Annotated in this window: 36 protein-coding genes; 15 read left to right on the top strand and 21 right to left on the bottom strand. The window is 48.8% G+C overall.

Going from position 1 to position 25117, the window contains the following annotated elements; translation table 11 throughout:
• Positions 1-2: 2 nt before the first annotated feature.
• On the bottom strand, positions 3-2855 hold the full coding sequence (locus AOC32_RS04485; protein WP_108508342.1) for a PD-(D/E)XK nuclease family protein: 2853 nt from the start codon (positions 2853-2855) through the stop codon (positions 3-5).
• Positions 2856-2977: 122 nt separating this feature from the next.
• Between AOC32_RS04485 and trxA the strand changes: the two genes are divergently transcribed.
• The 5 genes from trxA to AOC32_RS04460 all read left to right on the top strand — a co-directional run bounded on the left by trxA (position 2978) and on the right by AOC32_RS04460 (position 8542).
• Positions 2978-3304 (top strand): thioredoxin TrxA, encoded by a 327-nt coding sequence (gene trxA / locus AOC32_RS04480; RefSeq protein WP_108508341.1) that lies wholly within the window; start codon positions 2978-2980, stop codon positions 3302-3304.
• Between the two features lie 274 nt (positions 3305-3578).
• The gene (gene rho, locus AOC32_RS04475; RefSeq protein ID WP_108508340.1) at positions 3579-4841 is read left to right on the top strand and encodes a transcription termination factor Rho; all 1263 of its coding nucleotides are present in this window, start codon (positions 3579-3581) and stop codon (positions 4839-4841) included.
• 120 nt (positions 4842-4961) lie between these two features.
• Positions 4962-5324, top strand: coding sequence for a type B 50S ribosomal protein L31 (locus tag AOC32_RS04470; protein WP_108508339.1), 363 nt, complete (start codon positions 4962-4964; stop codon positions 5322-5324).
• A 99-nt stretch (positions 5325-5423) separates the two neighbouring features.
• Positions 5424-7142 carry an ArnT family glycosyltransferase gene (locus AOC32_RS04465; RefSeq protein WP_108508338.1) on the top strand — a complete coding sequence of 573 codons (1719 nt, stop codon included), beginning with the start codon at positions 5424-5426 and terminating at the stop codon, positions 7140-7142.
• A gap of 8 nt (positions 7143-7150) precedes the next feature.
• The gene (locus AOC32_RS04460; RefSeq protein ID WP_108508337.1) at positions 7151-8542 is read left to right on the top strand and encodes an MATE family efflux transporter; all 1392 of its coding nucleotides are present in this window, start codon (positions 7151-7153) and stop codon (positions 8540-8542) included.
• Between the two features lie 2 nt (positions 8543-8544).
• On the opposite strand, the gene AOC32_RS04455 is transcribed toward AOC32_RS04460, so the two are convergent.
• The 5 genes from AOC32_RS04455 to AOC32_RS09805 all read right to left on the bottom strand — a co-directional run bounded on the left by AOC32_RS04455 (position 8545) and on the right by AOC32_RS09805 (position 11595).
• Positions 8545-8874, bottom strand: a complete 330-nt coding sequence (locus tag AOC32_RS04455) for a winged helix DNA-binding protein (RefSeq protein WP_108508336.1) — start codon at positions 8872-8874, stop codon at positions 8545-8547.
• Between the two features lie 512 nt (positions 8875-9386).
• Positions 9387-9911, bottom strand: a complete 525-nt coding sequence (locus tag AOC32_RS04445) for a glycine zipper family protein (RefSeq protein WP_108508334.1) — start codon at positions 9909-9911, stop codon at positions 9387-9389.
• Positions 9911-10876, bottom strand: a complete 966-nt coding sequence (locus AOC32_RS04440; protein WP_108508333.1) for a Bug family tripartite tricarboxylate transporter substrate binding protein — start codon at positions 10874-10876, stop codon at positions 9911-9913. The genes AOC32_RS04445 and AOC32_RS04440 overlap by 1 nt, the downstream gene beginning before the upstream one ends.
• Before the next feature lie 6 nt (positions 10877-10882).
• Positions 10883-11446, bottom strand: coding sequence for a disulfide bond formation protein B (locus AOC32_RS04435; RefSeq protein ID WP_108508332.1), 564 nt, complete (start codon positions 11444-11446; stop codon positions 10883-10885).
• Positions 11443-11595: a DUF5993 family protein gene (locus AOC32_RS09805; protein WP_199908525.1), complete on the bottom strand. Its 153-nt coding sequence runs from the start codon at positions 11593-11595 to the stop codon at positions 11443-11445. Before AOC32_RS09805 ends, AOC32_RS04435 begins: the two co-directional genes overlap by 4 nt.
• Before the next feature lie 66 nt (positions 11596-11661).
• Here AOC32_RS09805 and AOC32_RS04430 point away from each other — a divergent pair, with 66 nt between their 5' ends.
• From AOC32_RS04430 to AOC32_RS04420, 3 genes are read left to right on the top strand one after another with little or no spacing between them, the layout of a single operon-like run.
• The gene (locus AOC32_RS04430) at positions 11662-12888 is read left to right on the top strand and encodes a CaiB/BaiF CoA transferase family protein (RefSeq protein WP_108508331.1); all 1227 of its coding nucleotides are present in this window, start codon (positions 11662-11664) and stop codon (positions 12886-12888) included.
• Positions 12885-13670 carry an enoyl-CoA hydratase/isomerase family protein gene (locus AOC32_RS04425; protein ID WP_108508330.1) on the top strand — a complete coding sequence of 262 codons (786 nt, stop codon included), beginning with the start codon at positions 12885-12887 and terminating at the stop codon, positions 13668-13670. Before AOC32_RS04430 ends, AOC32_RS04425 begins: the two co-directional genes overlap by 4 nt.
• A gap of 9 nt (positions 13671-13679) precedes the next feature.
• The gene (locus AOC32_RS04420; protein WP_108508329.1) at positions 13680-14063 is read left to right on the top strand and encodes a DUF2237 family protein; all 384 of its coding nucleotides are present in this window, start codon (positions 13680-13682) and stop codon (positions 14061-14063) included.
• A 4-nt stretch (positions 14064-14067) separates the two neighbouring features.
• On the opposite strand, the gene AOC32_RS04415 is transcribed toward AOC32_RS04420, so the two are convergent.
• From AOC32_RS04415 to AOC32_RS04405, 3 genes are read right to left on the bottom strand one after another with little or no spacing between them, the layout of a single operon-like run.
• The gene (locus tag AOC32_RS04415) at positions 14068-14760 is read right to left on the bottom strand and encodes a fumarylacetoacetate hydrolase family protein (RefSeq protein ID WP_108508328.1); all 693 of its coding nucleotides are present in this window, start codon (positions 14758-14760) and stop codon (positions 14068-14070) included.
• Positions 14761-14768: 8 nt separating this feature from the next.
• Positions 14769-15233 (bottom strand): cupin domain-containing protein, encoded by a 465-nt coding sequence (locus AOC32_RS04410; RefSeq protein ID WP_108508327.1) that lies wholly within the window; start codon positions 15231-15233, stop codon positions 14769-14771.
• The gene (locus tag AOC32_RS04405) at positions 15230-15796 is read right to left on the bottom strand and encodes a 5'-methylthioadenosine/S-adenosylhomocysteine nucleosidase family protein (RefSeq protein WP_108508326.1); all 567 of its coding nucleotides are present in this window, start codon (positions 15794-15796) and stop codon (positions 15230-15232) included. The genes AOC32_RS04410 and AOC32_RS04405 overlap by 4 nt, the downstream gene beginning before the upstream one ends.
• A 17-nt stretch (positions 15797-15813) precedes the next feature.
• Between AOC32_RS04405 and AOC32_RS04400 the strand changes: the two genes are divergently transcribed.
• Complete coding sequence (locus tag AOC32_RS04400; protein WP_108508325.1) at positions 15814-16332, top strand: adenine phosphoribosyltransferase; 519 nt, start codon at positions 15814-15816, stop codon at positions 16330-16332.
• On the opposite strand, the gene AOC32_RS04395 is transcribed toward AOC32_RS04400, so the two are convergent.
• The 7 genes from AOC32_RS04395 to AOC32_RS04370 form a co-directional block, all read right to left on the bottom strand.
• Positions 16333-17001 carry an RraA family protein gene (locus AOC32_RS04395; RefSeq protein ID WP_108508324.1) on the bottom strand — a complete coding sequence of 223 codons (669 nt, stop codon included), beginning with the start codon at positions 16999-17001 and terminating at the stop codon, positions 16333-16335. It lies immediately after the preceding gene.
• A gap of 53 nt (positions 17002-17054) precedes the next feature.
• A complete protein-coding gene (locus AOC32_RS04390) occupies positions 17055-17711 on the bottom strand; it encodes a DsbA family oxidoreductase (RefSeq protein WP_108508323.1) in 657 nt (218 codons plus the stop codon).
• Positions 17712-17888 (bottom strand): hypothetical protein, encoded by a 177-nt coding sequence (locus AOC32_RS09750; RefSeq protein WP_159074897.1) that lies wholly within the window; start codon positions 17886-17888, stop codon positions 17712-17714.
• A gap of 79 nt (positions 17889-17967) precedes the next feature.
• Positions 17968-18984, bottom strand: coding sequence for a DUF6352 family protein (locus tag AOC32_RS04385; protein WP_108508322.1), 1017 nt, complete (start codon positions 18982-18984; stop codon positions 17968-17970).
• 5 nt (positions 18985-18989) lie between these two features.
• Complete coding sequence (locus AOC32_RS04380) at positions 18990-19442, bottom strand: Smr/MutS family protein (RefSeq protein WP_108508321.1); 453 nt, start codon at positions 19440-19442, stop codon at positions 18990-18992.
• A gap of 2 nt (positions 19443-19444) precedes the next feature.
• Complete coding sequence (locus AOC32_RS04375) at positions 19445-20089, bottom strand: LON peptidase substrate-binding domain-containing protein (protein WP_108508320.1); 645 nt, start codon at positions 20087-20089, stop codon at positions 19445-19447.
• 22 nt (positions 20090-20111) lie between these two features.
• Positions 20112-20378 carry a hypothetical protein gene (locus AOC32_RS04370; protein WP_108508319.1) on the bottom strand — a complete coding sequence of 89 codons (267 nt, stop codon included), beginning with the start codon at positions 20376-20378 and terminating at the stop codon, positions 20112-20114.
• Between the two features lie 45 nt (positions 20379-20423).
• Here AOC32_RS04370 and AOC32_RS04365 point away from each other — a divergent pair, with 45 nt between their 5' ends.
• Positions 20424-20801: a carboxymuconolactone decarboxylase family protein gene (locus AOC32_RS04365; RefSeq protein WP_108508318.1), complete on the top strand. Its 378-nt coding sequence runs from the start codon at positions 20424-20426 to the stop codon at positions 20799-20801.
• Here the strand turns inward: AOC32_RS04365 and AOC32_RS04360 are convergent.
• Positions 20798-21226, bottom strand: coding sequence for a CBS domain-containing protein (locus AOC32_RS04360; protein WP_108508317.1), 429 nt, complete (start codon positions 21224-21226; stop codon positions 20798-20800). The two genes, AOC32_RS04365 and AOC32_RS04360, sit on opposite strands and share 4 nt — an antisense overlap.
• An 83-nt stretch (positions 21227-21309) precedes the next feature.
• On the opposite strand from AOC32_RS04360, the gene AOC32_RS04355 reads away from it, so the two are divergent.
• Genes AOC32_RS04355 through AOC32_RS04345 form a run of 3 tightly spaced genes read left to right on the top strand, consistent with a single transcriptional unit; the run spans position 21310 to position 22570 of the window.
• Positions 21310-21738 carry a gamma-glutamylcyclotransferase family protein gene (locus AOC32_RS04355; protein ID WP_108508316.1) on the top strand — a complete coding sequence of 143 codons (429 nt, stop codon included), beginning with the start codon at positions 21310-21312 and terminating at the stop codon, positions 21736-21738.
• A 43-nt stretch (positions 21739-21781) separates the two neighbouring features.
• Positions 21782-22165 (top strand): glycine zipper family protein, encoded by a 384-nt coding sequence (locus AOC32_RS04350; RefSeq protein ID WP_234409808.1) that lies wholly within the window; start codon positions 21782-21784, stop codon positions 22163-22165.
• A gap of 15 nt (positions 22166-22180) precedes the next feature.
• Positions 22181-22570: a hypothetical protein gene (locus AOC32_RS04345; RefSeq protein ID WP_108508315.1), complete on the top strand. Its 390-nt coding sequence runs from the start codon at positions 22181-22183 to the stop codon at positions 22568-22570.
• Here AOC32_RS04345 and AOC32_RS04340 read toward each other — a convergent pair whose 3' ends face one another.
• From AOC32_RS04340 to AOC32_RS04330, 4 genes are all read right to left on the bottom strand, one after another.
• Positions 22571-22951, bottom strand: a complete 381-nt coding sequence (locus AOC32_RS04340) for a BLUF domain-containing protein (protein ID WP_108508314.1) — start codon at positions 22949-22951, stop codon at positions 22571-22573.
• A 75-nt stretch (positions 22952-23026) separates the two neighbouring features.
• A complete protein-coding gene (locus AOC32_RS09745) occupies positions 23027-23167 on the bottom strand; it encodes a hypothetical protein (RefSeq protein WP_159074896.1) in 141 nt (46 codons plus the stop codon).
• Positions 23168-23184: 17 nt separating this feature from the next.
• Positions 23185-23964, bottom strand: coding sequence for a heme-dependent oxidative N-demethylase subunit alpha family protein (locus AOC32_RS04335; RefSeq protein WP_159074895.1), 780 nt, complete (start codon positions 23962-23964; stop codon positions 23185-23187).
• On the bottom strand, positions 23948-24316 hold the full coding sequence (locus AOC32_RS04330) for a phage holin family protein (protein WP_108508312.1): 369 nt from the start codon (positions 24314-24316) through the stop codon (positions 23948-23950). The genes AOC32_RS04335 and AOC32_RS04330 overlap by 17 nt, the downstream gene beginning before the upstream one ends.
• Positions 24317-24363: 47 nt before the next feature.
• On the opposite strand from AOC32_RS04330, the gene AOC32_RS04325 reads away from it, so the two are divergent.
• Together AOC32_RS04325 and AOC32_RS04320 are read left to right on the top strand one after the other, a co-directional pair.
• Positions 24364-24618, top strand: a complete 255-nt coding sequence (locus AOC32_RS04325; RefSeq protein WP_108508311.1) for a TIGR02450 family Trp-rich protein — start codon at positions 24364-24366, stop codon at positions 24616-24618.
• Positions 24609-25013, top strand: coding sequence for a putative toxin-antitoxin system toxin component, PIN family (locus tag AOC32_RS04320; RefSeq protein WP_108508310.1), 405 nt, complete (start codon positions 24609-24611; stop codon positions 25011-25013). The genes AOC32_RS04325 and AOC32_RS04320 overlap by 10 nt, the downstream gene beginning before the upstream one ends.
• The last annotated feature ends 104 nt before the right edge of the window (positions 25014-25117 follow it).

The raw sequence follows: 25117 nt of genomic DNA, 5'->3' as shown, positions 1-25117 counted from the left end.
GCTCACCACATTCCTTTACGGCAAATACCGCGGGCATCGCAATAGCGGCAGGTGCTCTCGGGTGCAAAGGCCTGCATAGTGCCTCCAGACCAAACGCTCCCCAAATCATTTTGCAACTGCGCATCAAGTTGTTCCATCGCGAGCGGGATCTCTGTGATCCCAACGGAGCGCTGGTCTGCACCTTTTTTCTTGAGGTTCATCTTCAGAGAAACCCAATCCAATTGATCAATCGGACCCTGTGTGGATAACGCTTTGGCATACAGCAGTAACTGGGGGTCATCCATGAGTTGCGTACCGCGCTCCAACACCTTCTCACGGCTTTGATGCTTATAGTCCAGGATCGCCAGTGATGAGGTATTGGGCTTTGTATCAATCCGGTCAGCGTATCCCTCAATCCGAATCTGATGGAATTGCCCAAGCTCGTCTGAGAAATTGAACTCAAAGCCAAGTTTGCGTTCGGCATCATGAAAGTGCCAACCCTGTGACTCCCGTTCTAGCTGCCATTCCACAAAACTGGGGATTTGTTTTTGCCAATCTCGCAAATGCCCTAAGACCCGCTGATCACCCTCTAGCAATCGACTAAAGCCTTGTTCAGAGGCGCTCATCAGGTGCGTGATCATCCACGCTTTACGAAACTCCAAATCATCGATGATCTGGGCATCGCGAGCCTCGGTGCTTTTAAGTTCCTGAAAAAAATTACGCAGTATCTGATGCAGGGTTTGACCAATCACCGATGCATCGAGCTCGTCGTCAAGGTCCTTGCGTTTGCGAAGACCTAAAAGACTGCGCACATAGTACTGATAGGGGCAGGCCCGCAGTGCCCGATACGCACTCGGGCTCATGCGCGTTGGCATGGGTAGACCATCAAGTCGGCTTGCTTGCGCCATAGTCATCGGTCTACCTAATACTGATCGTGCAAAGCGACTAGACTCGCGGCCTGCAAGTTGCGGATGATGCTCTTGTAAGCGCACAATCCAAGGCGATGCACGCAGGGGCTCGCCACTGGCGCCCTCACTTTGCCACAAAAGATCAATGTGGGTGTAGGAAGCAAAGAGTTGTGAAAGATCCCTCGCCTGTTGACGGTATTGCCTCGCAATATCGGTGCCACCCAGGGTCTGACTAAGACTCTCTGAGAAAAATAATGGGGTCTCGCCATAACTCGGCAGTTGACGCTCATCGCAACCAACCATGACCACGGCATCAAAGCGGCGCAATCGGGTCGCACTGAGCGGCAAGATGGTCACGCGTGCCGAGGCATCACTTCCCTGCTCGCGGTACACCTCTTCTTCCATTCGGGTCTTTAAAAAGATAATCCATTCGGCTAGGGGCATGCGTAGCGTTGGAAGCTGACCTTGCTCTAAACCGAGTTTGTCGAGCATGGTGAGTAACTGCAAGCCAGCGGCGTCTTGCTCAAATTGATGGCGCATTCCAAAATAGGACAAATCATCGTGCAGTTGTGCAAGGGCTTTCGCACACGGCAGATTTTGCATCTCAGGGTTCTGCCAAACCCTCACTCGCTCTCGAATGGACTGCAACAGACGATGCAAGCGTGGATCAAACTCGGGGCTCGCTCCCGCTTCGATTGCCAAATAGAAACTGACCCATGAGGCTCTCGCCTGCTTGAGCAACAAGATACTCTCGAGTTCACTGATGAGCAATGCAATCTCGTCTGGGCTGACATTCAGTAATCCACTGAGATCGAGAAATGGGTTTTTGAGGAACTCCAGTAAGGTGATCGCGCTCGGCCCCTGTGGTGGACAACGTAACAACTCAAGCCAAGCATGCAGCGCTGCGGCTGCGCGCGTGGTCGAGAGTTTCCAGCCCGTTTCGTCTTCGATGGATAAACCAGGACCAAGGCGTGCCAATAAAGCACGCGTGCGGCGGGCCAATAATCGGTCTTGTGCCACCAGAGCGATCTGCGTACGCCCTGCATGAAGATGCCCTTCAATGCAATGCGTTGCCTCCCAAGCAAGATCTTCAAACCGTTTTGCATTTTGGCAGGTGATCTGTTTTTTATTCAGCGCAGCCCGATTGATGTGCAATTGCTCATCGAGTGATGCATCACCCTCCATGGTTTCAGGCCATAGACCGACCTCAGTCCAATCCATCACAAATCGGTGCACGGGGATGAACGCCTCACAATGATCAAGAAACGCCTGATGAGCGCGTGTTTGCGCGTCATTCTCTTCAATCGTCTCAATCCAGATGAACGGTCGGCGCGTCTCTGGGCTGATCTTCCATTGCTGTAGATGCGACGCCAATGCGAGGTGCCGCGTGATGACGGGATCGCGTTCTGAGCTGAGATAACGCCAGAATGCCAAGAGAACTGCAGATTCTTTGCTTACAAGCTCTTGGGCTAATCGTGGATAAGCGTCTGTAATGGCTTGGCTTAGCTTGATTTGCACCTGCTCAATCCCTTGTGCGAGATCCAAATGATCCATATTCCAGGCTAGTTGGGGAACAACGCTTTGCGATAGTAGATCACAGGCACTAACAATGGCATTGGCCAAACTCCAGGCGCCCCCTTCCCCTTCGGCAATAAACCAAGCACGCAGATTAGGATAGGTCTCAATCGAAGCATAGGTTTGCAAGACTCGCTCCGTGTTTGACTGTGGCTGCGGTAGACGGAATGCATGAGGAGCCAGTGCGAGCCAATCGGTCAAACTATGCACCTCGGGTAATAGCAAGGTATTTGAGGAACGGGTGCTCTCCAACGCCAAGCGCAAACTATGATTGGGTCCAGCGGTGGGCAAAATCACCAAGGGGCGCGCATCGCTTGCCGCTGCAATTGCCCAGATTTGCAAAGCGATTTGCGTTAACGCATCTTGGTTCGGAGTGATCGAATACGTTTGCATAACAACGGGTTCACTGAGGGCGGGAGCAAGGTTTTGGCATGAATCGTGGCTTATTGATAATATAGGGTTTGGAATGGCCGTTTAATGAGTTATTCCATCCATTTAAACCATAAGGAATTTTCATGAGTGCCGGCATTAAACAAGTTAGTGATGCATCGTTTGAACAAGATGTTCTCAAGTCTGACAAACCCGTTCTCCTCGACTTTTGGGCCGAGTGGTGCGGTCCTTGCAAGATAATTGGGCCCATTTTGGAAGAGCTCTCGACCGAATACGGCGATCGCATCCAAATTGCTAAGATGAACGTGGACGAGAACCAAGGCGTTCCAGCCCAGTTCAATATTCGGGGGATTCCGACACTAATTTTGTTCAAAAATGGCACGGTCGCAGCTCAAAAAGTCGGCGCTCTCGCCAAATCCCAACTCACGGCATTCATTGATAGCAATCTGTAATTGAAGTGGTTTTAGTATGGCTGGAGTCAGGCTCACAATTCGAGCTAGACCCAGCCTAACGAAGATGGGTAGCAAAAATTACGTGTTTTGCCATTTTTTAGTGTAGTATCTAGTCTCAATAACGGTCTTCCTTAGGCCCTTTCCAAATTTAATCCCAATTTCAAACGACTAATTCACCGTAACGTTTCTTTCCGTTGATCGTTTTTCTCGCCTGATCGGCACCCTCCACGTTCATCTTATTTTTTCTTTTCTTGTTTCATCCTAAGCACACATCATGCAATTAACTGAACTCAAAGTACTCCACGTCTCTCAACTCCTCGAAATGGCAGCCAGCCTCGAGATTGAAAATACCCAACGGATGCGTAAACAAGAACTGATGTTTGCCATTCTGAAAAAGCGCGCCAAGGCCGGCGAGCAAGTTTTTGGCGATGGCGTCTTAGAGGTATTGCCCGATGGTTTTGGATTCTTGCGCTCCCCCGAGTCATCCTATATGGCGTCTCCCGATGATATTTACATCTCCCCTGCGCAGATCCGTCGTTTTAACTTACACACCGGTGACAGCATTGAAGGTGAAGTGCGCACCCCCAAGGAAGGTGAGCGTTACTTTGCTTTGGTGAAGGTTGACAAGATCAATGGCATGGCCCCTGAGGATCTTAAAAATCGCATCATGTTTGAGAACCTCACACCGCTTCACCCCAATCGCAATATCGCCCTCGAGCGCGATATCAAGGCTGAAGAGAATCTTACTGGTCGCATTATCGATATGATCTCGCCGATTGGTTTTGGTCAGCGCGGCCTGATCGTGGCATCCCCCAAGTCAGGTAAGACCGTGATGATGCAGCACGTGGCTCATGCGATCTCCCAAAATTATCCCGATGCGATCTTGATTGTTCTCTTGGTCGATGAGCGTCCTGAAGAGGTCACTGAGATGCAGCGCTCGGTCCGTGGCGAGGTCGTTGCTTCCACCTTTGATGAGCCAGCCGTTCGTCACGTTCAGGTTGCTGAAATGGTGATTGAGAAAGCTAAGCGTCTGGTGGAAATGAAAAAAGATGTGATTATTTTGTTGGACTCGATTACGCGTCTAGCCCGTGCGTACAACACAGTGGTACCCTCCTCAGGCAAAGTGCTCTCTGGTGGTGTTGACGCCAATGCCTTACAACGCCCTAAGCGTTTCTTTGGTGCCGCTCGCAATATCGAAGAAGGTGGATCGCTCACCATTTTGGCAACCGCACTGATTGAAACCGGTAGCCGCATGGACGATTTGATCTATGAAGAGTTTAAGGGGACTGGCAATATGGAAGTGCATTTAGAGCGTCGCTTAGCCGAGCGCCGTGTCTACCCCGCTATTAACCTCAATAAGTCAGGCACCCGTCGCGAGGAACTCCTCGTCAAGCCCGAAAACCTTCAGAAAATCTGGGTCTTACGTAAGCTTCTGGCCGATATGGATGAGATCGAGGCCATGAACTTCATCGTCGACAAACTCAAGTCCACCAAGAATAATGCTGAGTTCTTTGAGCTGATGCGCCGAGGCGGCTAGCCATTGGAGCTTAAGCATTGATTTTGTGGCATAATCTCACTTTTGCTGGATTAAACCCTGGGCAAGTATTGTGGGATCACGCGTGACGCACAACGGCTACCCGTTCCAAGGATATTGATTATGAAACAAGGCATTCACCCCGATTACCGCGAAGTTGTGTTCGTAGACGTTTCCAACAACTTCAGCTTCAAGACCCGCTCCACCATCATCACCAAAGAGACGATTAAGTGGGAAGACGGTCAAGAGTATCCCCTAGCAAAGATCGAGACCTCCTCGGAGTCGCATCCCTTCTTTACAGGTACCCAGAAAATTATTGACACCGCTGGTCGTGTTGAGAAGTTCCGTCAGAAGTTTGGTGGCAAAGCCGCTGCCAAGGCAACTGGTGATGGTGCTGCCAAGACTGCTGAGAAGCGTGCCGCTGCCGCAGAAGCCAAGAAAGCAGAGCCTGCTGCAAAGAAAGTGGCTAGCAAGAAAGCGAAGTAATCACCGCAGGTGGTTTGTATTACCGAAGGCAGCAAACGCTGCCTTTGTTATTTCTGGGAATGTGGATCAAGGTAGTATTCAGGGATACGATGAACTAGTATGGTCAAACTGACTGCCGCTGCCACAGCATCCATTCCCCGGATTGTGATCTTTGCACTCACAATCGTCTACGGCTTGGCCGGTCTTTTTGGTCGTGATCCCTGGAAAAACGAAGACTCAATTGGGTTTGGTGTGATGTGGCATCTGCATACCAGCTCTTGGCACGATTGGCTAATCCCCTCTCTCGCTGGACGTGAGCAATCCATGGGGGCGCCATTGCCCTACTGGTTGGGTGCGAGCTTCATGGATTTGTTTGGTTCATGGATTGGTGATAGTAATGCAGCACGTCTTTACTCAGCACTGTGCTTCTTCGTGACCGCAATTGCCATTTGGTATGCCTGTTATTTATTGGGGCGTCGCAAAGAAGTACAACCCATGAGTTTTGCACTCGGTGGCCAACCCAATACCCGTGATTACGGGATGACCTTAGCTGATGGAGCGCTACTAATATTCTTAGCATGCGTGGGTCTGGCCCAGCGTACCCATGAGACCACGCCGATGATGGCACAACTCATGGGTCTCTCGATTGTGATGTATGGCACCATCCGTGGCCTTGATAAACCTTGGCAAGGTGGCGCATGGACTGGCCTCGGATTGGTCATTTTGGGTCTCTCCAGTAACTGGGCTTTGACTGCATTGATTGCGATCGCAACCGCACTAGCTGTTTTCTTCTGTCAGGTAAAACTACGATTTCGGTGGACACTGAGTTCGCTGGTCATTGCCATTGTGGGGATTGGTATTTGGCCACTCTTATGGCAAGTCTTTGCCGTTTCTCCAGCAGTACAAGAATCCGCACTCCAAGCGTGGGCACAAACACCACCCATGCATCGCTATATTGCTTGGAACTCCTTGCAATTTATGGGAGTCAACTTTTGGGCGTACGCATGGCCAGTCTGGCCCTTGGCACTAGTGGCCCTTGTTCATTGGGTGCGTCATGAGGATGCCGGTGCGTGGCGTGCGCCCCATTTATGTATACCCTTGGGCTTACTGCTAGCTGGGCTTATCTATGTGTTATTTCGGGTGGATGCCAATGAACATGATTTGATCATCCTCATTCCACCAATGGCCATCTTAGCTGCCTTTAGCCTTCCCATTTTGCGACGCAGTGTCATTAGTTTTATTGACTGGTTTGCAATGCTGAGTTTTACGATCATTGCGGTTGCCATTTGGCTGATTTGGTTTGCCAAGACCACAGGCTTTCCTGCCAGCACTGCTGATAATGTTGCGCGCTACATTCCGGGTTTTGAGGTTCAGTTTAGTTGGGTCACCCTCCTCATCGCGCTTGGTATTACCGGTCTTTGGCTCTGGGTGGTGCAGTGGCGTACCTCACGCGCTCCCAAGGTCATTTGGCGCTGCTTGATTATCTCGGCATCTGGTACGACACTCATGTGGGTGCTACTCATGACCCTGTGGTTACCCACCATCAACTACGCCAAGACCTATCGGTTTGTTGCTGAGCGACTTGTACAAGCTGCGCCAGCCAATGCTACTTGTATCGATACCAGCAATCTAGGGGCAGCGCAATTAGCATCGTTTAGTTATTTCACACGCTTACCGTTGGCCGATAATCCTGCCTGTCCTTATGTACTGACCCACAATGCCAGCACGGCAACGGCATTCTCCGCACTGCATGACAAGAAGCTCAAACTGCTTTGGGAAGATCGACGCGCTGCCGATCGCGATGAGCGTTTGCGCTTATATGAAGTAATCCCCGAGTAAGACCACGCATGACATTTTTTCGGGTCTCGCGCTTACGAGACGATGTTCCTGAACTCCTGAAATTAGCCGGTCCACTATTGGTAGGCCAGTTAGCGGTGATTGCCTTTGGTGTGTTGGATACCGCCATGACGGCGCGCTACTCGTCTGAGGATCTGGCAGCTCTGGCGATGGCCTCAGCGATCTACATCAGCATTTATGTTGGGCTCACGGGGGTGATTGCTGCGCTCACCCCAATTGCGGGGCAGTTATTTGGTGCTAAACGGTATGGCGAGATTGGTGAAGAGGTTCGTCAGGCGGGTTGGCTTGCAGTAGGTTTAACCGTGGTCGGCACGCTAATCCTTTTGAATGCCGATCTCTTACTCGGAATCTCACAGGTTGAACACGATCTCGAGAGCAAGGCACGTCTCTATCTAGAGATCTTGGCCCTGGGTTTACCAGCCAGCATGGGGATGCGGGTTTTAATGTCCTTTCATAATGCAGTTTCGAGGCCGGGCATTATTACGATTGTGCAATTGGTGGGCTTGGGTCTCAAGTTTCCACTCAATGCTTTATTTATTTATGGTGGCTTCGGCATCGTCGCAATGGGGGGGCCGGGCTGCGCGGTCGCTACGGTAATTATTAACTGGCTTTGGTTTTTTGCAACCCTCATCATTGTGCTCTCAGGTCGTTTTTATAAGCCGTTTCAACTCTTTGCACAATTTAGTTGGCCCAACTGGCATCGGATCTGGACTCTCTTACGCCTAGGTGCGCCGATTGGCCTAAGTTACTTTATCGAGGTGACCTCGTTTACCTTCATGTCTTTGTTCATTGCGCGCTTTGGCACAACTACGCTTGCAGGCCATCAAATCGTTGCTAATCTAGGTACGGTGATTTATATGGTGCCGCTGGCACTCTCGATTGCGACCATGACCTTGGTCTCCCAGTCGATTGGTGCCGGTCGACAGCAACGCGCTGAAGAAATTGGTTGGTCGTCAGTGATCTTCACCAGTAGCCTATGCATTGTGATTGGACTATTTGTGTGGGTGTTTCGGTTTCAGTTGCTTGATCTCTACGACCCAACACCGGATGTCAAATTATTAGCTGCACCCCTCTTCTTATTTATTTGCTTCTATCAATTAGTTGACTCGGTTCAAGTGGTTGCGGCATTTATCTTGCGCGCGTATCGCATCTCGTTTTTGCCCATGTTGGTCTATGCAGGATCACTGTGGTGTGTGGGCCTTGGAGGCGGCTACCTATTGGGCTTCAATGTGCTGGGCAATACACCCCAGATCTTACAAGGGGTTAATGGGTTTTGGATTGCTAATAGTGTGAGCCTGGCCATTGCCGCCGCACTACTTCTGTGGATTTTTAGAAAGACTGCAGCACACTACAAAAAGACCAACCCACCGGTGACGGTCTAAGCCTATTTTGTTTTGACCAGTAGCATGCCTAGCTCTTTGTAGAGCTTGATGGCTTTCTCCGTTGGAATTAATTTCTTGACGCGCGCATCCTTGGTGCAAGATACGTTCTCAATCAACTTCTTTGCAACCAGGGATTTAAGAGCGGCATGCGATGTGGCTGGCGAGGCAATCGACTTCATCTGAATCACATCCGACACAGTGAGCGTGCGTCCCTCATGAAACGCGCTAGCAATCATGCGCAAGATAATGCACTCGCGGTGAGTGACCTTGTACTTGGCATGTATTTTGTCCCGACTACTTGCGAACTCAAAGTAATTGGCTAAGACGTCCATATTCTTGTCCCCACAAGTAGTATTTGTAATGGAAGACTTTCTTTATTTCCTTCTAATAGTTTAATCGCTTTTGAGCTAATCACTCGATAGCTTTCAATCCCCCCCCCCCCGAGATTAGTTGTCAAGAGGTGAAAATCCGTATTCCCCGTTATGTATATATTTTCTATAAACTTATGAAGTTTATAAATATATATGCTAGATCAATTACTTCCTCGGTCAAATCATTTTTCGATCACACATATCGATCATGCGAATAAATATGTATTGGTTGAGGATAAAGAGCTAGGGCTAGAGATTAAATTGCTCTGGGGGCAAAAGGAATTGAAGGAAGCAAAAATAGTCGGTCCATACGAAATTCAATTTAACTATGAAGATGGTAGTTCACGAACCATCCCCATCTTGTCCTAGCTTGGTAGATGAACAAAATAGAACGTTATTTAATTACTGGCTTAGTGATATATCTAGTGATACTCCTCTATCTAAAAAAATAGCTTCGTAAAGTACTTGTTTATTTATTTAATCAATTTGTAATCATTAACGGGTTTAAATCCAGGTACCTGATTACCTTTGGTGTACATGCACTGTTGATACGCGGTGTTGTATTGGGTTTGGGCCTGCGTTTCTTTGCTGGAGGCTCCCATAGCCCCAACTGCGGCACCCCCAACCATGCCAATCGCTGCACCAGTTCCGACATTGGTACTGCTTCCACCCTGATACAGGGCTCCTGCCGCAGCTCCAATGGCTGCGCCCGTGGCAGCACTGATGGCTCCCTCTTTTAAGGCTGCAGTATTGCCCTCCTTAACGGATTGGGCTGCAAAGGCACGGCACTCCTCATCATCTTTCTTAAACTCCTCAAACGATTTTCCCTCGCGCGGCATGATGGTAATCGTGGGGCCAGTGGGTGCGGATACGCAAGCCGTAAGTGCAGCGATGCCAATGCTGCTAATAACAATTGTTTTAAAGGCCTGAAGTCGCATGGAGTGCTCCGGTTGATCTTTCTGTGTATTTAACGCTTCTGGAGTAGGTTTGGCAGACATTATTCTGCCTTTGCTCCCGATTGCTGAACAATTTTGCGCCATTTATTGGATTCCAGTTGGATATAACGAGCTAGCTCCTCGGGACTGCCCGGGTTTGGCTCGAGTCCACCGTTCATCAATCGCGCTCTCACCTCTGGCTTAGCTAGGGTTTGCTGGGTCAATTGGTTAAGCCGCATCTGAATATCGCGAGATAATTTGGCTGGGCCCATCAGAGAGAACCAGGATATTGCTTCAAACCCTTTGAGCCCCTGTTCATTGAGTGTTGGGATCTCCGGGGCGGACGGAGAACGCTTGAGTGTGGTGACTCCTAGCGCAACCACTTCATTGGCTTTGATTAAGGGTAATGCGGATGCTAAATTATCAAAGAGCATGGAAATGCGGCCGCTTACCAGATCGGGCAAGGATTGCGCTCTGCCCTTATACGGAATATGCCGAATCTGTACGCCTGCCATCTCTTTAAAGAGCTCTCCAGACATATGAATCGAGGTTCCTGTACCCGATGATCCAAAAGTCAGTTCATTCGGTTTTGCTTTGGCTAGGGCAATCAGGTCCTTGAGTGACTGCACGCCAAGTTGCTTACTCACAATTAGTACATTTGGGGTGCTGGCCAAGAAACTAATTGGGGTGAAATCAGCCACAGGGTCATAGGAGAGTTTTTCATAAAGGGCGCCATTAATCGCATGAATCCCCACGGTACCAATTAGCAAGGTATAGCCATCAGGCACACTCTTAGCTACCAGATCAGCTCCAATATTGCCGCCATGGCCAGGACGATTCTCGACGAGGATGGGAACGTTTAGAGCTTTTTGCCAATCCTCCGCAAGGACTCGCGCAAGGGTATCAGGCGCTCCGCCTGGAGGAAAGCTAACCACGATACGGACGGTCTCGCGTGGCCAGACGCGTTCGGCTTGCGCTGGCGCAAGTAGTCCAAAGGCAAGTGCACAAATGAGAATGAGTCGTTTCAAAGGAGATTACTTAGCAATCCACTGACGCAGTTGCTCGATACCGTCATAGTGCAAGGGGTTATCTGCACAAGCACCGAAACCACAAATTGATAAGGTAGAGATCACATTACCTAACAATAAAAGAATGAACCACAAACAGACAAACTGAGCAAACCAATGCCGGCTGCGGGTGCCGCGATCCGGAATAATTAATAGGATTGCGATGCTGATCATCAAGGAGACAAATCCAACAAAGGCCCAGGTGTAAAAATGCAGATGAAAGAAGGTATCACCATAACCCAGATCACCTGGAGCAACATGTAACAAGACTTGGCGCAAAGAGACTGACAAACCTAAGATCGCAAACAAAATGGCGAATCCATAATGCGCCGGCTGCGCACCTGAACGGATATTGAGTAAGAACATCAGTCCAATTAAGGTAAAGCCCATGCGCTGTAAGATGCAAAGTGGGCATGGCAGATCATGATTGATGAACTGATCCAAGAATGCCAGAGTAAGCACCAAATTGATGACCATGAGGAGAACAATGTTCCCTAAGCCACTGAGTGATGGTAAGGTGAACTTACTCATAAGCTGATATTTAGTTTATCGGAGGCATGATGCAAGAACCATGCTACCGTGATCACGGCGCTAGCAAATGCTAACAGCAATCCAAGCACGCGCTTTTCAAACCAAATGAGAATGGCGGCTAGTAATGCGATCGCGAAAGGTAAAAACATGTACATGCCAGTTATTTTAATAGAGTGATGTGCACAAACAAAAAATGGTTTTGTGTTTAGAATGCCATGATGAATTCTTCTACATCCCAAACCAACCGCCCCTTACCCCTCGCTGGTGTTAAGGTTCTTGATGTGAGTCAAGTCATGGCAGGCCCCTACTGCTGTATGTTGCTCGCCGATATGGGCGCTGATGTCATCAAAGTCGAACCACCAGGTTCGGGTGACCAAACCCGTGGCGCCATGGGTTTTAAGATGAAAGGCCCAGATAGCATGGGCTTTTTGAACATGAATCGCAATAAGCGTAGTATCGCGATTAATCTGAAGTCCGATGCTGGGAAAGAAATTTTGTTTGAGTTGGCCAAAGATGCCGACATCTTGGTGGAGAACTATCGCCCCGGGGTCATGAAACGACTGGGTGTTGGTTACGAGGTGATGCGCAAGATTAATCCTGCGCTTGTGTATGTCAGCATCTCGGGTTTTGGTCAAAGCGGTCCCTGGGCAGAGCGTCCTGGTTTTGATTTAATGGCTCAAGCGATGTCAGGGGTAATGAGTGTGACCGGGCATGGCGATGGCAAACCCGTTAAAGCCGGTGTTCCGGTTGCCGATATTGGCTGCGCCCTCTTTGCGGTTTATGCAGCTCTGTCAGCATACATTGGCGCCAAGAACACGGGTCAGGGTCAATACATTGACGCATCTTTATTTGATTCAGCACTGGCGTTCTCGATTTGGGATACCTCAGAATACTGGGGCACCGGTCAACCACCCGTCGCATTGGGTACGGCTAACCGCATGACCGCGCCTTATCAGGCCGTGAAGGCAAAAGATGGTTACTTCGTAATGGGCGCCACCAATAACAAGCTTTGGCAAAAACTCTGCGAGATCCTAGCTCGCCCAGATCTTTTAGAGAACCCTGATTACCAAACGATTGCTGGTCGACTCGGTCATCGCGAAGCATTAATTACTGAGCTTGAGAAATCCTTTGCTAATAAAGATGCAAGTGAGTGGATTGATCTGATGTTGACTGAAGGAATTCCGGCTGGGCCCATCTTAGATTATCCGCAGGCATTTGCGAGCGAGCATGGTAAGCATCGCCAAATGAAGATTGAGATTGATCATCCGCTGGAGGGCAAAGTTCCGAACATCGGCTTTGCGGTCAAGATGCAAGGCACCCCGCAGCAAATTCGTCGTCATCCTCCCCTATTGGGCGAGCATACCCAAGAGGTTTTAGAGCAAGCTGGATTTACCTCGGCTCAAATTGAATCACTACGCGCACAGGGTGCATTTGCTGCATGAGTGATGCAATCAATGCTCGGGTGTATTGCGAGATCAAGGACTCGATCGCGCATCTCTTTTTTGATCATCCCCAAGCGCGCAATGCGATGACGCAGGCGATGTATGAGCAATTGCGCACGATTTGTTTAGAGCTTGCACAAAATCCTTCTGTGCGAGTCGCTATTTTGCGAGGGATTGGGGGTAAGTCTTTTGTCTCGGGTAGTGATATTACCCAGTTTCAATCCTTTCAAGGCGGTGCCGATGGGGTTCACTACGAGCGCATGATCGATCACTACTTAGGGCCCCTCCAACAACTACCAATGCCAACGATTGCGGTGGTCGACGGACTCGCGGTTGGAGGTGGTTTGGCGATCGCGGCCTTATGTGATTTTCGGATAGCAACTCCAACTGCAAAATTTGGAGTACCAATTGCACGCACACTTGGCAATACCCTCTCGCCGAGCAATATCGCCTGGTTAACGGCTCATCTCGGGGTCGCAATCACAAAACGCATGCTCTTACTTGCTGAGTTAATCTCGGCGCAAGAGCTTCTGGCACAGGGGTTTCTTTACCAAACTGGTGAATCAGAGGATCTTGATCGGATGAGTATGGATTTGGCGAAGCAATTGGCTGCCTTAGCACCAATTACTCAAAAGGCATCCAAACTCATCATGGCGCGCGTGATCGGACATTCATTACCGAATTGCGATGATTTAATTACCGAGGTGTACGGTAGTGCAGACTTCAAAGAGGGTGTGACGGCATTTTTAAGTGGTCGTCCTCCAAATTGGCAAGGCAAGTAAGGAGAACAAATGCCTGAGATTGTACGTAATGTTTTTGGTGAGCCGCTTGTGCCCTGCTCATTTGATCCGCTTACAGGTTTTTTTCGGGATGGTTGCTGCAAGACCAATGACGAGGATGTTGGTTTGCATTTGGTATGCGCAATTATGACCGATGAATTTCTGGAATTTAGTCATCAGCGGGGCAATGATCTGATTACCCCAAGACCGGAGTGGAACTTTCCGGGGCTCAAAGCGGGTGATCAATGGTGTTTGTGCATTACTCGCTGGCAAGAGGCTCTAGCGAATGGCTGTGCACCACTCCTTAAATTAGAAAGTACCCACATCAATGCACTTGACCATGTAGATTTTGATACCCTCAAATTATTTGCGCTCGAGAACCAGTCTGAGCTCTAAAGCCTTACACAATTTTGGTTTGGAGAGTCGGTAAGCCATCTACATGGCCTTCCAATACATCACCGCGTTGGACCGCGGCGACTCCTGCAGGCGTTCCTGAGAAGATCAAATCGCCCGGCATTAAGGTAAAGAGTGTGGATAGATAAGCGATAGTCTCCGGCACATTCCAGATCATCATGGCAAGATCACCGTCTTGCTTTACTTGTCCGTTCACCGTGAGATAAATACGGCCCTTGGATAAGTGGCCGCATTGGCTTACTGGTACCAAGGCTGAGCATGGTGCAGATTGATCAAAGGCTTTGCCGGTATCCCAAGGACGTCCCATTTTTTTGGCCTCCCCTTGCAAATCCCGACGGGTCATATCAAGCCCCAACCCATAACCCCACACATGATCCAAAGCTTGATCCACAGGAATATTAGCACCGCCCTTACCTAATGCAACCACCATCTCTAGCTCATGATGCACGTCCTTTGATAATGCAGGATAGGACATGGCTTGACCATCGGTCACAATCGCGGTCGCGGGTTTCATGAAAAAGAATGGTGGCTCACGGTCGGGGTCATGCCCCATCTCACGGGCGTGATCGGCGTAATTACGGCCAACGCAGTAGATACGATTGACGGGGAAGCGCTTGCTATCACCCACAACGGGCAAAGATGGAATAACTGGGGCTGGAATAACAAATGATGTGCTCATGAATCGTCCTAATCGGGTTTAGTACAGTCTTCTGAAATCGCGAGGTCTGGATTTTTTTGTCCAAGATAAACAGCAATGATTCTAACGGACTGATTACCCATGGGCTTACCGAAGTGGCACCAGTTGATGGCTTCCACAAACGAGGTGCCAGATCGCACAATCTTTTTGCCCCTGCTACCGTAATCAAGCTCTAGGTCACCACTAGCAATATAGGCAAAGAGTGGTATGGCATGGCGATGCAATGTGGTTCGCTGACCTGGAGGAATCTCAATCTCAAAGGCCTGAATCTGGGGCGTTCCACTGGGGTAACGAAAGTCTTGACCAATGATGGTCTTTGCGCTTTCCATCGGAATTGGCTTGACGAGAATCGCTTTGGGATTCTTGGCGGTTTCTTCGCTTGCCCATCCATTCCCATGAAGAAATAGACCTGCTGTTAGTAGGATGGTCAGTCGATTGAGCATAAGCGTCATCATGAAAGTAGCTGCTTGAGCTCTTCCAGGAATAGCTCTTCCCCATGATTGATTTTCTCGTGCCACTGCTCACCCGCCTGATCGTCAGCAGCATCACTAATAAATTTGTACGAGCGCCAGGGTATTTGATGCTGATGGGCGATTGCTGCAATAGCAAATAACTCCATATCCACCACATCGACCTTCTGCTCATTCAACCAAGGGTCCGTGCTGGTGACAAAGCTATCTCCGGTGCCACAGGTGTACTTGCCCGACTCAGATACATACTCGGCGGGTTTAGTGCAAAACGGGGTGATACCACGGGGTGCCAGAGGCTGCGCATTCATATCACGCTGAATCACCCGTCCGATCGTCACCAACTCGCTGAGCTTGGGATTAAGCCCCCCAGCAGTTCCAAAGTTAATGATCAAGCTCGGTTGATAATGAATAATCGCACTTTGAGTAATGGTAGCCGCATTGATTTTGCCAATTCCGGTGTATGCCACTGCAATGTTTTTGGGTATGGTAATGGCCTCGAGTTCATTTTTGAGCGCAACTACTAGTAAGATGGGATGTTCAATAGTCATGATTGGATTCTAAACGGATGAAGCTTGAAGATTACTTGCCCGGTATTTTGGACTTTCCAAAGCCTGGGATCGTATTTCGGGACATTGCACCCCTACTAGCCGATGCAGATGCCTTTGCCCACACAATTCAATCGCTTGGTCGGCTGAGTGCCGAGTACTCCTTTGACTATATTTTGGGTATTGAGTCCCGCGGCTTTATTTTTGCTTCCGCACTTGCCACTCATCTTCATAAGGGATTTGTGATGGTGCGCAAGCCCAACAAATTACCGCCCGATATCCATCAAGAGTCTTATGGCCTGGAGTACGGTTCAGATACTCTTGAGATCAGTAAACATATTTTGCAGCCCGGCGCTACAGTGCTAATCGTTGATGACGTCTTGGCAACGGGTGGCACCATCGCTGCAGCTGCGCGACTTGTTCAGAAAACCGGAGCACAAGTTGCTGCAGCGGTTTGCGTACTTGAGATAGCTGGTTTAAATGGTTCTCAGGTTTTAAACCAAGCAGGGATTGCTAATCGGTGCGTGATCACTCTGTGATTAGAGCTTGACCCCTTTTTTGATGAGCAGCTCATCCACCCATGGGGCTGCATAAGTGCCGGCTTCGATCGTTTTGAGAATCTCTTGTTCTTGTTTAATCTTTTCTTGACCAAGACGGGCTGCTTCTGCAGCGAGAGCTGGAGGAACGGCAATCACGCCATCGCGATCACCCAAGATAATGTCTCCAGGGTTCACAATCATCCCACCGATAGAGACCGGCACATTGATTGCCCCTGGTCCATCCTTTAGGGGACCACGCAAACTAATGCCGCGTGCCCAGCATGGAAATGCCTGATCTTCAAAGCCATCCACATCACGCACAGCACCATCAACCACGATACCCACTACACCCCGACTTTTGGCAACCCGCATCAGGATCTCACCAATAACTGCACAACCCGTATCACCCTCAGCGTCAATCACCATCACATCCCCTGGGCGTACCATTTGCAATGCTTTGTGAACCATGAGGTTATCTGCAGTGTGTACTTTGATAGTGAAGGCATTGCCGCAGACAGTCATTGGTGCGCGATGAATCGGCAGAATATCCTTGGCAACCAGGGTGCGTCCCAACATATCGCTTATCACGGTGGATGGCATACCGCGCAGCGCATGAATGCCCAACTCGGCAGGCTCGTGCCGTGGGTTAATTTGAATTCCGTGAATCATGAGATACCCTCCAAAATGAATACTGTCATTGTATTCATTAGAAGTGCTGGGATTTAGATCACGCCATTGGCACAATCACGCAGGGCTTCCGCAAAGAGCTCTGGGGATTGTGCACCCTGAATAATGAATTGATTGTTAAGAATAATCGAGGGTACCGAGTGCACGCCGAGCTGATGGTATTTTTGCTCTTGGTCTTTCACATCCTTGGCGAATTCCTCAGAGACGAGAACTTCTCGAGCGCGCTCGATTGGCAACTGCGCACGCTCAACCGCTTCTAGTAACCGATCATGCTGATCCATATCAACTGCTAAGGTGAAGTAACTCTTTAGTAGCTCTTTTTTGAGACGATGTTGCGCATCGAGATCGAATTCCACCATGGCCCAATGTAATAGACGATGGGCATTGAAAGTGTTGTAGACCCGCTTGCGACCTTCGGGATGAAATGGAAATCCTAGTTCAGCAGCACGCTGATAGATTTTCTCTTGATTGGCCTTAACCTGAGTAATGGTCGTGCCGTACTTCTCGGTGAGATGTTCAAAGACATCTTGCCCGCCTGGGGGCATTTGAGGGTTTAATTCAAAGGGTTGAAACTGAATCTCCGCACTGACTTCGCTTCCGACTTCCTTTAGCGCCTGTTCTAGGGATGCCAAGCCTACAGCACACCAGGGACAGGCGATATCGGATACAAAGTCAATACGGACAGGTTTCAATTATTCCCAACCGCCACCTAAAATGGCACGTTTTTTATATTCCACTCTGGACTCTTCCCAAGCCTTGCCAAGCATGCGCAAGGTTTTAAGGATTGCTGCCAAGATACCAGAGTTTGATCCGGTGGTAATTCCAATTGAGCCACCAGCCAAGGTGGGTTTGATAGTCGTTGTAGTCATTTTCTTCTCCTAAGGGTTTATACCTAATAGTATACCCTAAATCTTATTGCATTGCAACAGACGGAATAGAAAAAAGTGCTTAAGAAACAGGGCTTAAGGGAAGGTTAAATAAGAGGTTCTGGGGCTTGAGCTTGATCTGGGATTGATCGTTCATTGCCAGACCCAAATACACGGGCTTGCCTCGAACCTGGCTAAGCACTGGGCTCAGGTCCTTGAATTCGAGCTTAAAGAGGCAAATTATGCGGTTAAGAACGCTTTCATCAAGACTCTGCTCTTGGTACAAACCGTTCAGAATCTCGGTCGCAGCAGCATCTAAGCCAACATGCCAAACCCATTTGGAGTCGGCGATCTCCTTCAACGGGGTAATCGCTGTATCGATCCCTAAAAAATGCTTGATCCATTTTTCTAGAAGACGCGCTAAGGCAGGCAATGCTGGTTGATCGAAATTGAGCTGGACTGCAAAATCATAGAACTCATCACGACCCCAATAAGACTTGGCGTTATCGGGGTGCAATACATCCAAGTCGATCGTGCGAGCAGCCAATGATTGATTCTTCAAAAGATCAACAATATTTCCAAAGTCAGAAGCCTGTGCATTTCGCTCGATCGTTTCGTGATCAGCCGCCATCAAAACACCGCCTTCTAGAATGCTGACCTTTTGGGTGCGAAAGAAGAACTCTGCCATCCTCAGTTCGTAAGGGTCTGGGTTCTCACTCAATATATGCCGAAGGAAAATTTGAGTGAGCTGACTCACAAATAAAGGCGGTACGTCCACGCCCTTCCCTTGGAACAGACTCATGTAAAAGTGCTCAAGAGAGCTTGCAGCTAATAATTTAGCTCGGTAGCGAAACCAAATTTCATAGTTAGCCTGCACGTCGTGATCGGCGATTTTCTGAATCTCAGCTTGGCTAATTTCTTCGCGTGGTGAATTCAATAGACGCTCATGGACCGCTCGTTCTTGAGCGCACGACTGTGGAATGAGACTCAGCTCCGGGCGAGCAAGATAGGTTCTAAGAAAGTCATCGGTCACCACCAGATGGTGATCCGCATTCACTTTCAATGTATCAAAACCGCTGGTGGACCAATAGTTAGGCATCGCTCTTAGGACTGTGAGTGCATCATTAATAAGGTCATTCCGGCATTACCCTCTTTAAACAATTTGAAGTGCTTCTTTAAACCAGGTCGGCGTTTAATTACGTCCCGATACAAGTCCGATTGATGCCGAAGATCTTCACCGTGATAATACTCGCTCACACGATCAGCAAAATAATTATGCTCTAAGGCTTCACGAACCTTTTTGCGAATATTGCCACCCTTCCCACTCGAGCCATACCCATGAATTACAACCAAGGCCCGAATTTGCGCTTCACTGGCAGCCCGAATGTAATGCGTTAGTTGATCAAGGGCTTCATCGCTCGTGGGGCTATCCAGCTCTAGGTTAATGACATCCGTGTCGGAGTGTGCAAGCGGTGCAATCGCGGTATTACAAAATGGGCATTCGCCAGTGACGGGACGGGCGTTCCCACAAACCGAGCATTCGTAGGAATAGCTCATGCTTACTTAACGGCTTTGTAGACGCCCATCTCTTCTAGCAGTTCATGAATCAAATCTAACCGAAGACGAGGACTCTCCTGCTCTAAGAAAAATTGCTTCTGGCCAGGGCTTAATTGCAAGAGCTCGCACCAGCGATTGGCGACCCAGCCGCATTCGTTAAAGCGATAGGGCTTACTGAAGGGCAGCTCTTTCCCAAGGGCTGCGCCCTGCTCTTTAAAGGACTGGATCACTTTACCCAATACGGTAGAGGCAATTTTGAGATCCTCCGGAACTTCCATGAAGGCATCGTCTTCAATGAAATCAACCTCAGCAATAATCAAGCCATTGCGTTTGGTTTCGCTGGTTTTCACACGAAAGCGTTGTTCCCCTTGGCATTGAATCATGAATAGGCTGGGTTGTACCGGATCAAATTCTTTAATCCGGGCAAAGGTTCCCACCGCATTGAAGCCAACCTCTTGACCTGGCATGCGCACTTCGTCCCCACTGTTTAGAGTAACCACACCAAAGCCAGAACCCTCGCGCACACACTGTTTGACCATATCGAGGTAGCGCACTTCAAAGATTTTGAGCAGCATGACGCCATCAGGGAATAAGGTGGTTCCCAGTGGGAATAGCGGAATGGTTTGGGTATGGGTGTGAATCGACATTAGATTAGGTCGCTAGGTATGACTAGCGCAGACATTGATAAATATAAATCATTGGAAATTTGTCATTGTGCGTGGTGCGGACCTCTGAAATGCGGGCGACGGATTTTCCATTCTTTTTACACTCTTTAGTCGCCAGCTCTTGCGCCTCGATCTCTTTGGCGCCCTTCACTGCCTGCACACCAATCATACCGTCAGAACGTTGAACCACACGAAAACCACTCTCTGGGGTTCCGCAGGCTGATAGGCCTATTGCCACGATCAGTATTCCGAGAATCAAACGCGTATTCATGCCTATAACTATACTGCTGTTTAGTAAATCAATAAGGAGACAACCATGAATCGTGATGCTTTTGAAAAGGGATTAAAAACCCGTCGTGAGGTGCTCGGCGCAGAGTATGTGGATCAAGCGATTCGCAATGCGGATTCATTCAACTTACCGCTCCAAGAGTTAGTGACTGAATACTGCTGGAATGAAATCTGGAATCGGCCTGGTCTTGACCGTAAAACCCGAAGTATTGTTAATTTAGCGATGCTCACTGCGCTCAATCGACCCCATGAACTCAAACTGCATGTGAAGGGGGCCATCAATAATGGCTTGACCAAGGATGAGATTGCAGAGATCTTTTTGCAATCAGCAATCTATTGCGGCGTTCCCGCAGCCATTGATAGCTTTCGTACCGCCAAGGACGTCTTTAAAGAAATGGGTCTTTAAGAATTAATATACGCCTCAAGTTGCGCAATCGTAGCGGCCTGCTCTGCGAGCGCAGCTTTGAGCAAATCCCCAATCGATAACATGCCAATTAAGCGGCCGCCATCTAAAACCGGAAGATGGCGGATGCGCTTCTCGGTCACGAGCTGCATGCAGTAATCCAAGGTATCTTCAGGCTTGACCGTAATCAGTTTGGTGCTCATCACATCTCGCACCAAGGTATTTTGTGAGCTTTTGCCCTGCAGGACTAATTTACGGGCGTAGTCGCGCTCAGTAAAAATTCCGACGAGGTTGCCAAACTCAATGACTAGAAGTGAGCCAATGTCTTTCTCGAGCATGAGTTTTAAGGCATCAAACACATGCACATTGGGAGCAATAGTTTCGATTCGGTGATGCTTTTCTGCGAGCAACTGACTAACGGTTTTCATCTTGATACACCTTCTCCATCGATTAAGATTTTGATTGTGAATAGGCTTTCTACTTCCTCCAATTAGGGTTTCCATGTAAAACGATGATGCGCTCCGATCTTCTCTTTGTTTATGGAACCCTAATGAACTCCTTTAGCCATCCCAATGCCATGCAATTTCATGCGGGGGCTGAGTATTTAGGTGCAGCGCAGATGCCTGGTCTACTCTATCGAATATCCTGGTATCCCGGCGCTACGGATCGACCCAGCGAGTCAACCCAATTTTTAGATAGTTGGGTTCATGGAGAGCTATGGCGCCTTAATGACATGCAATTACTGGAAGCAATTGATCAGTACGAAGAATGTTCGCCCAAAGATCCAAGCCCCCATGAATATCAACGCGTATTACGCCCCATCCAGCTAATTAAGACATTGGAATGGCAAATTGCTTGGGTTTATCTTTATCAACGCGATCCACAGGACCTCGAGCACATTATGGATGGCCAGTTTAGGGTCGATCACAATAAGCCTTGACGAGCCCCATCGCCTTTGATTTAATGATTTTGGAGGCAATTACTTGAATCTTCATCCATCCATCAAGGTCTATTTCATACCCCTAACAGCATTGCTGCTAACTGCCTGTGCTGGCGCCGATGTGCGTCCGATTGTGGATATGAAGGGTGTCAATGAAGCGCGCTATGAAAAAGATCTTGCCGAATGTCAAAACTATGCCAAGGAAGCTAGCAGCATGGGTAGTACGGCTGCCAAAGGTGCGGGAGCAGGCGCAGTTGTCGGTGGTTTGTTAGGACTGGTGACTGGTGGCAATACCACGGGTATTGTTCAGGCTGCAGGAGCCGGTGCGGTGATCGGCGGCGCAGGTGGGGCCTATAAGGGAAATGAATCCCAAGAGGCCATCGTCAAGAAATGCCTTGCGGGTCGCGGCTACAAGGTTCTCAATTGATCTGATTTTTGCATCATGAAGAAGCGCTTCATCAACCCTTTATTGTGCGTGATGCTACTTCTATCAAGTTCCTTATTACAGGCAAGCTGGTTTGACCGTAGAGACGATCCAGTCGACTTAATCCTCAATCAAAAAGATTGCATTTACATGAAGACCTACCGCGGCAAGCTCGTCAAGGGTGACTTCATTCGACCCGACCGTTGGACGGGCTCTAAATTTAGCATTGGCGAACCGACCACCATTGCAAGCTTAAAGCGGATTGATAACAAGACCGCCCTATTTACCAATGTCAACAATATTGGCGACGGCAAAGGGGTGAAGGTTTACGTATCAAAGACCGATCAGTATGTGCAGGCAAGCTTGCAAGATGGCTACCCCATCATGCAGTGCGAGTTACAAAAATAACTAGAGCTTGATGTCGGGGTTGGCCGAAGTAATTTCTTCTCGGCCACACAAACGCATTGACCAATTCGCAAAACGCCGAGAATTAATACGCTTCATGCCAAGCGATACCACATTCGAGTGACGAGGATCTTTCTGAATGGCCTCCCAGAGCAATTCCACATCCTTAGGCTTGCCCTCCAATATTTGACCAAAGCGACCATTGTCAAAGGATAAAACGCCAGTGATGTTTAAGCTCTTATTGCGACGCGATGCCTTATCAACCAGCTGCATTAATGCCAGAATGCCAAACTCTTCGGTCGCATCGCTGACATAGGACAAACTGACCAAATCGAGTTCGGTGTAATTTTCTTCAGGAAAGTATTTAGTGGCTGGTTTTGGCACAGTAAGTTCATCTTAGTGTAATTCTGATTTTTAGCAAGTATTTGAGGCGGTGTCTATCGATGCAGTGCAATATGCTTAGGATTTCTCCTCTTCCCGCTTTTTTTGATCCTTCTCACGCTCTTTCTTAAGATCGCGTAATTGCCACCATGCAAAGAGTAGCACCCCTCCAAATACGAGGATCACCTCAATCAGAATAATTGGTCCAAAATTATCCATGTCACACCCCTATTCCATCACCCATTCTGAAGCAGTAAGGCTTTAATCGAGTGCAAATTTTTGTACTCCAATACAGCCTCGCTCATGGATTGAATACTCGCACAGATTTGAGCGCGTTGCTCCGGGTTTTGCCAAAAGACCATTAAGGGGCAAACCTCAACTTTCACAAGAAATAGACTGGCTCGTCCCTGAGAGGTGGTGATTGGCAAAGTGGTTTGGGTCTCTAGGCGGTAATACAAATCCTCAACCCCTGTTGGGATCGCATTTGATTTACGTGATGGATGCTGACTTAACTCGGGACTATTGCTAATCGTCCAGACATAGCGACGAAAGGATCCTTGCTGGGGATCACTCATGACGTGGGCGATTTTTGGGCTGGCCTGCACTAGTCGTTCCCCATCCGCAACTGGATGATGAATTTGTGCGAGGGCCATACCAAGCCGTTTCGCAGGTATCCAGCTACTGGGAAAGCAAAAGCAGATGGCCGTGAGGATATCGTTCTCCAAAAGCGCAAGGTCTTCATTGAGGTGCAAGGCCAAGTCCTCAATCTTCCGAATAGTTCTGGCTTCTGGCAAATTGAGAGCCAACGCCGCTTTAGAAATGAGTTCCTGGGTTTGCTTAGAGTCCTGCTGGGCATATAACTCAGCCCCTAGAAGATCGAGCTCATGGCGCTTTGCCTCTACATAGCGAGGATCCGGATGGGCATCAATCAGAGGACCCTCGTACCGACTCATCTTTGGCGAGGTGGTATAGGGCACCTCAACGACGAAGGCAGGATGCTTAACGGATGCGCTCAATTTTGATGCGGTTGATACTAAATAAGGAACCGATGATGGCGTTCAGAATGGCAATAAAGATGCTGGCAAAGAAGGCGGTCCAAAATCCGGAGAGCACAAAGCCATTCACCACCTGAGCGACTAGCATCAGTACCAAGGCATTAATCACCAGCAAGAAGAATCCAAGACTGAGGATGGTAAGCGGTAAGGTAAACAGGATCAATAAGGGGCGAACGATGGCATTGGCAAGACCCAGGACCAGAGCAGAAATAATCAAGGCTCCAGAGTCATTAAATTGCAAGCCATCAAATACATAGGTCGCCGCCCATAGGGATAAGGACGTAATTGCCCAGGTCAGCATGAATAAGGTCATGGTTTTCTCTTCTTAGGAATGATTAGAATCGAGTATAAGGAATAATCATGGTCCCACCCGACAAGTCGCAAAAGCGCCCTCTCTCGAATAAAAAATTATTACTCACGAAATGGACCGCAGTGACGCCCCAACATCGAGAGAAACATTTTCTGGTGAGCCGGGTGCATGATCCGCAGTTGCCGAGCGACCAGACGATTCCGAAAAACTACATCGAGCTCGAGGCAGTTTTGACCAAGCGACGCTATCTTCTGAGCTGGACCGACTTAAAGGATTTAACCCGTTGGCTGCAGGGATGGCAATAAAAACTCTGGTTCTTGACACCAATATCGTGCTTGATCTGCTGGTGTTTCAAGATCCTCGTGCCGATTGGATTCGTGATGGCATTGCTCAAGATAGATTCGAGCTTATTTATAGCTCCGAGATGCTCCTTGAGCTCGCCGACGTCATCGCCCGTCCACAATTTGCACAAAACTCAAATGATCAATCGACTTTACTGAGTTCCTGGACTCAGATGGCAATTCATAAACCCACGCCACCCCGCTGCTCATTTCGTTGCGATGATCCAGATGACCAAGCCTTTATTGATTTGGCATACCACTACCGTCCCAGTCAGTTACTCAGTAAGGATCGAAAAGTTTTGCAGATGCAACGCGCTTTAGGTGAACATGGTGTTTGGGTTCAAAGTTACCCCGATTAATTTGATCTACATCAAACAGAGCTCGTTTACTCAGTAGATTCACTAACGGTGATATTGATTGAAATCGATACACTGGGGTGATTACCTAAGATAGGGGATTGAAT

Source organism: Polynucleobacter acidiphobus, from assembly GCF_003065385.1.
Taxonomy (GTDB): domain Bacteria; phylum Pseudomonadota; class Gammaproteobacteria; order Burkholderiales; family Burkholderiaceae; genus Polynucleobacter; species Polynucleobacter acidiphobus.
This window is presented reverse-complemented; position numbering and strand designations above follow the sequence as displayed.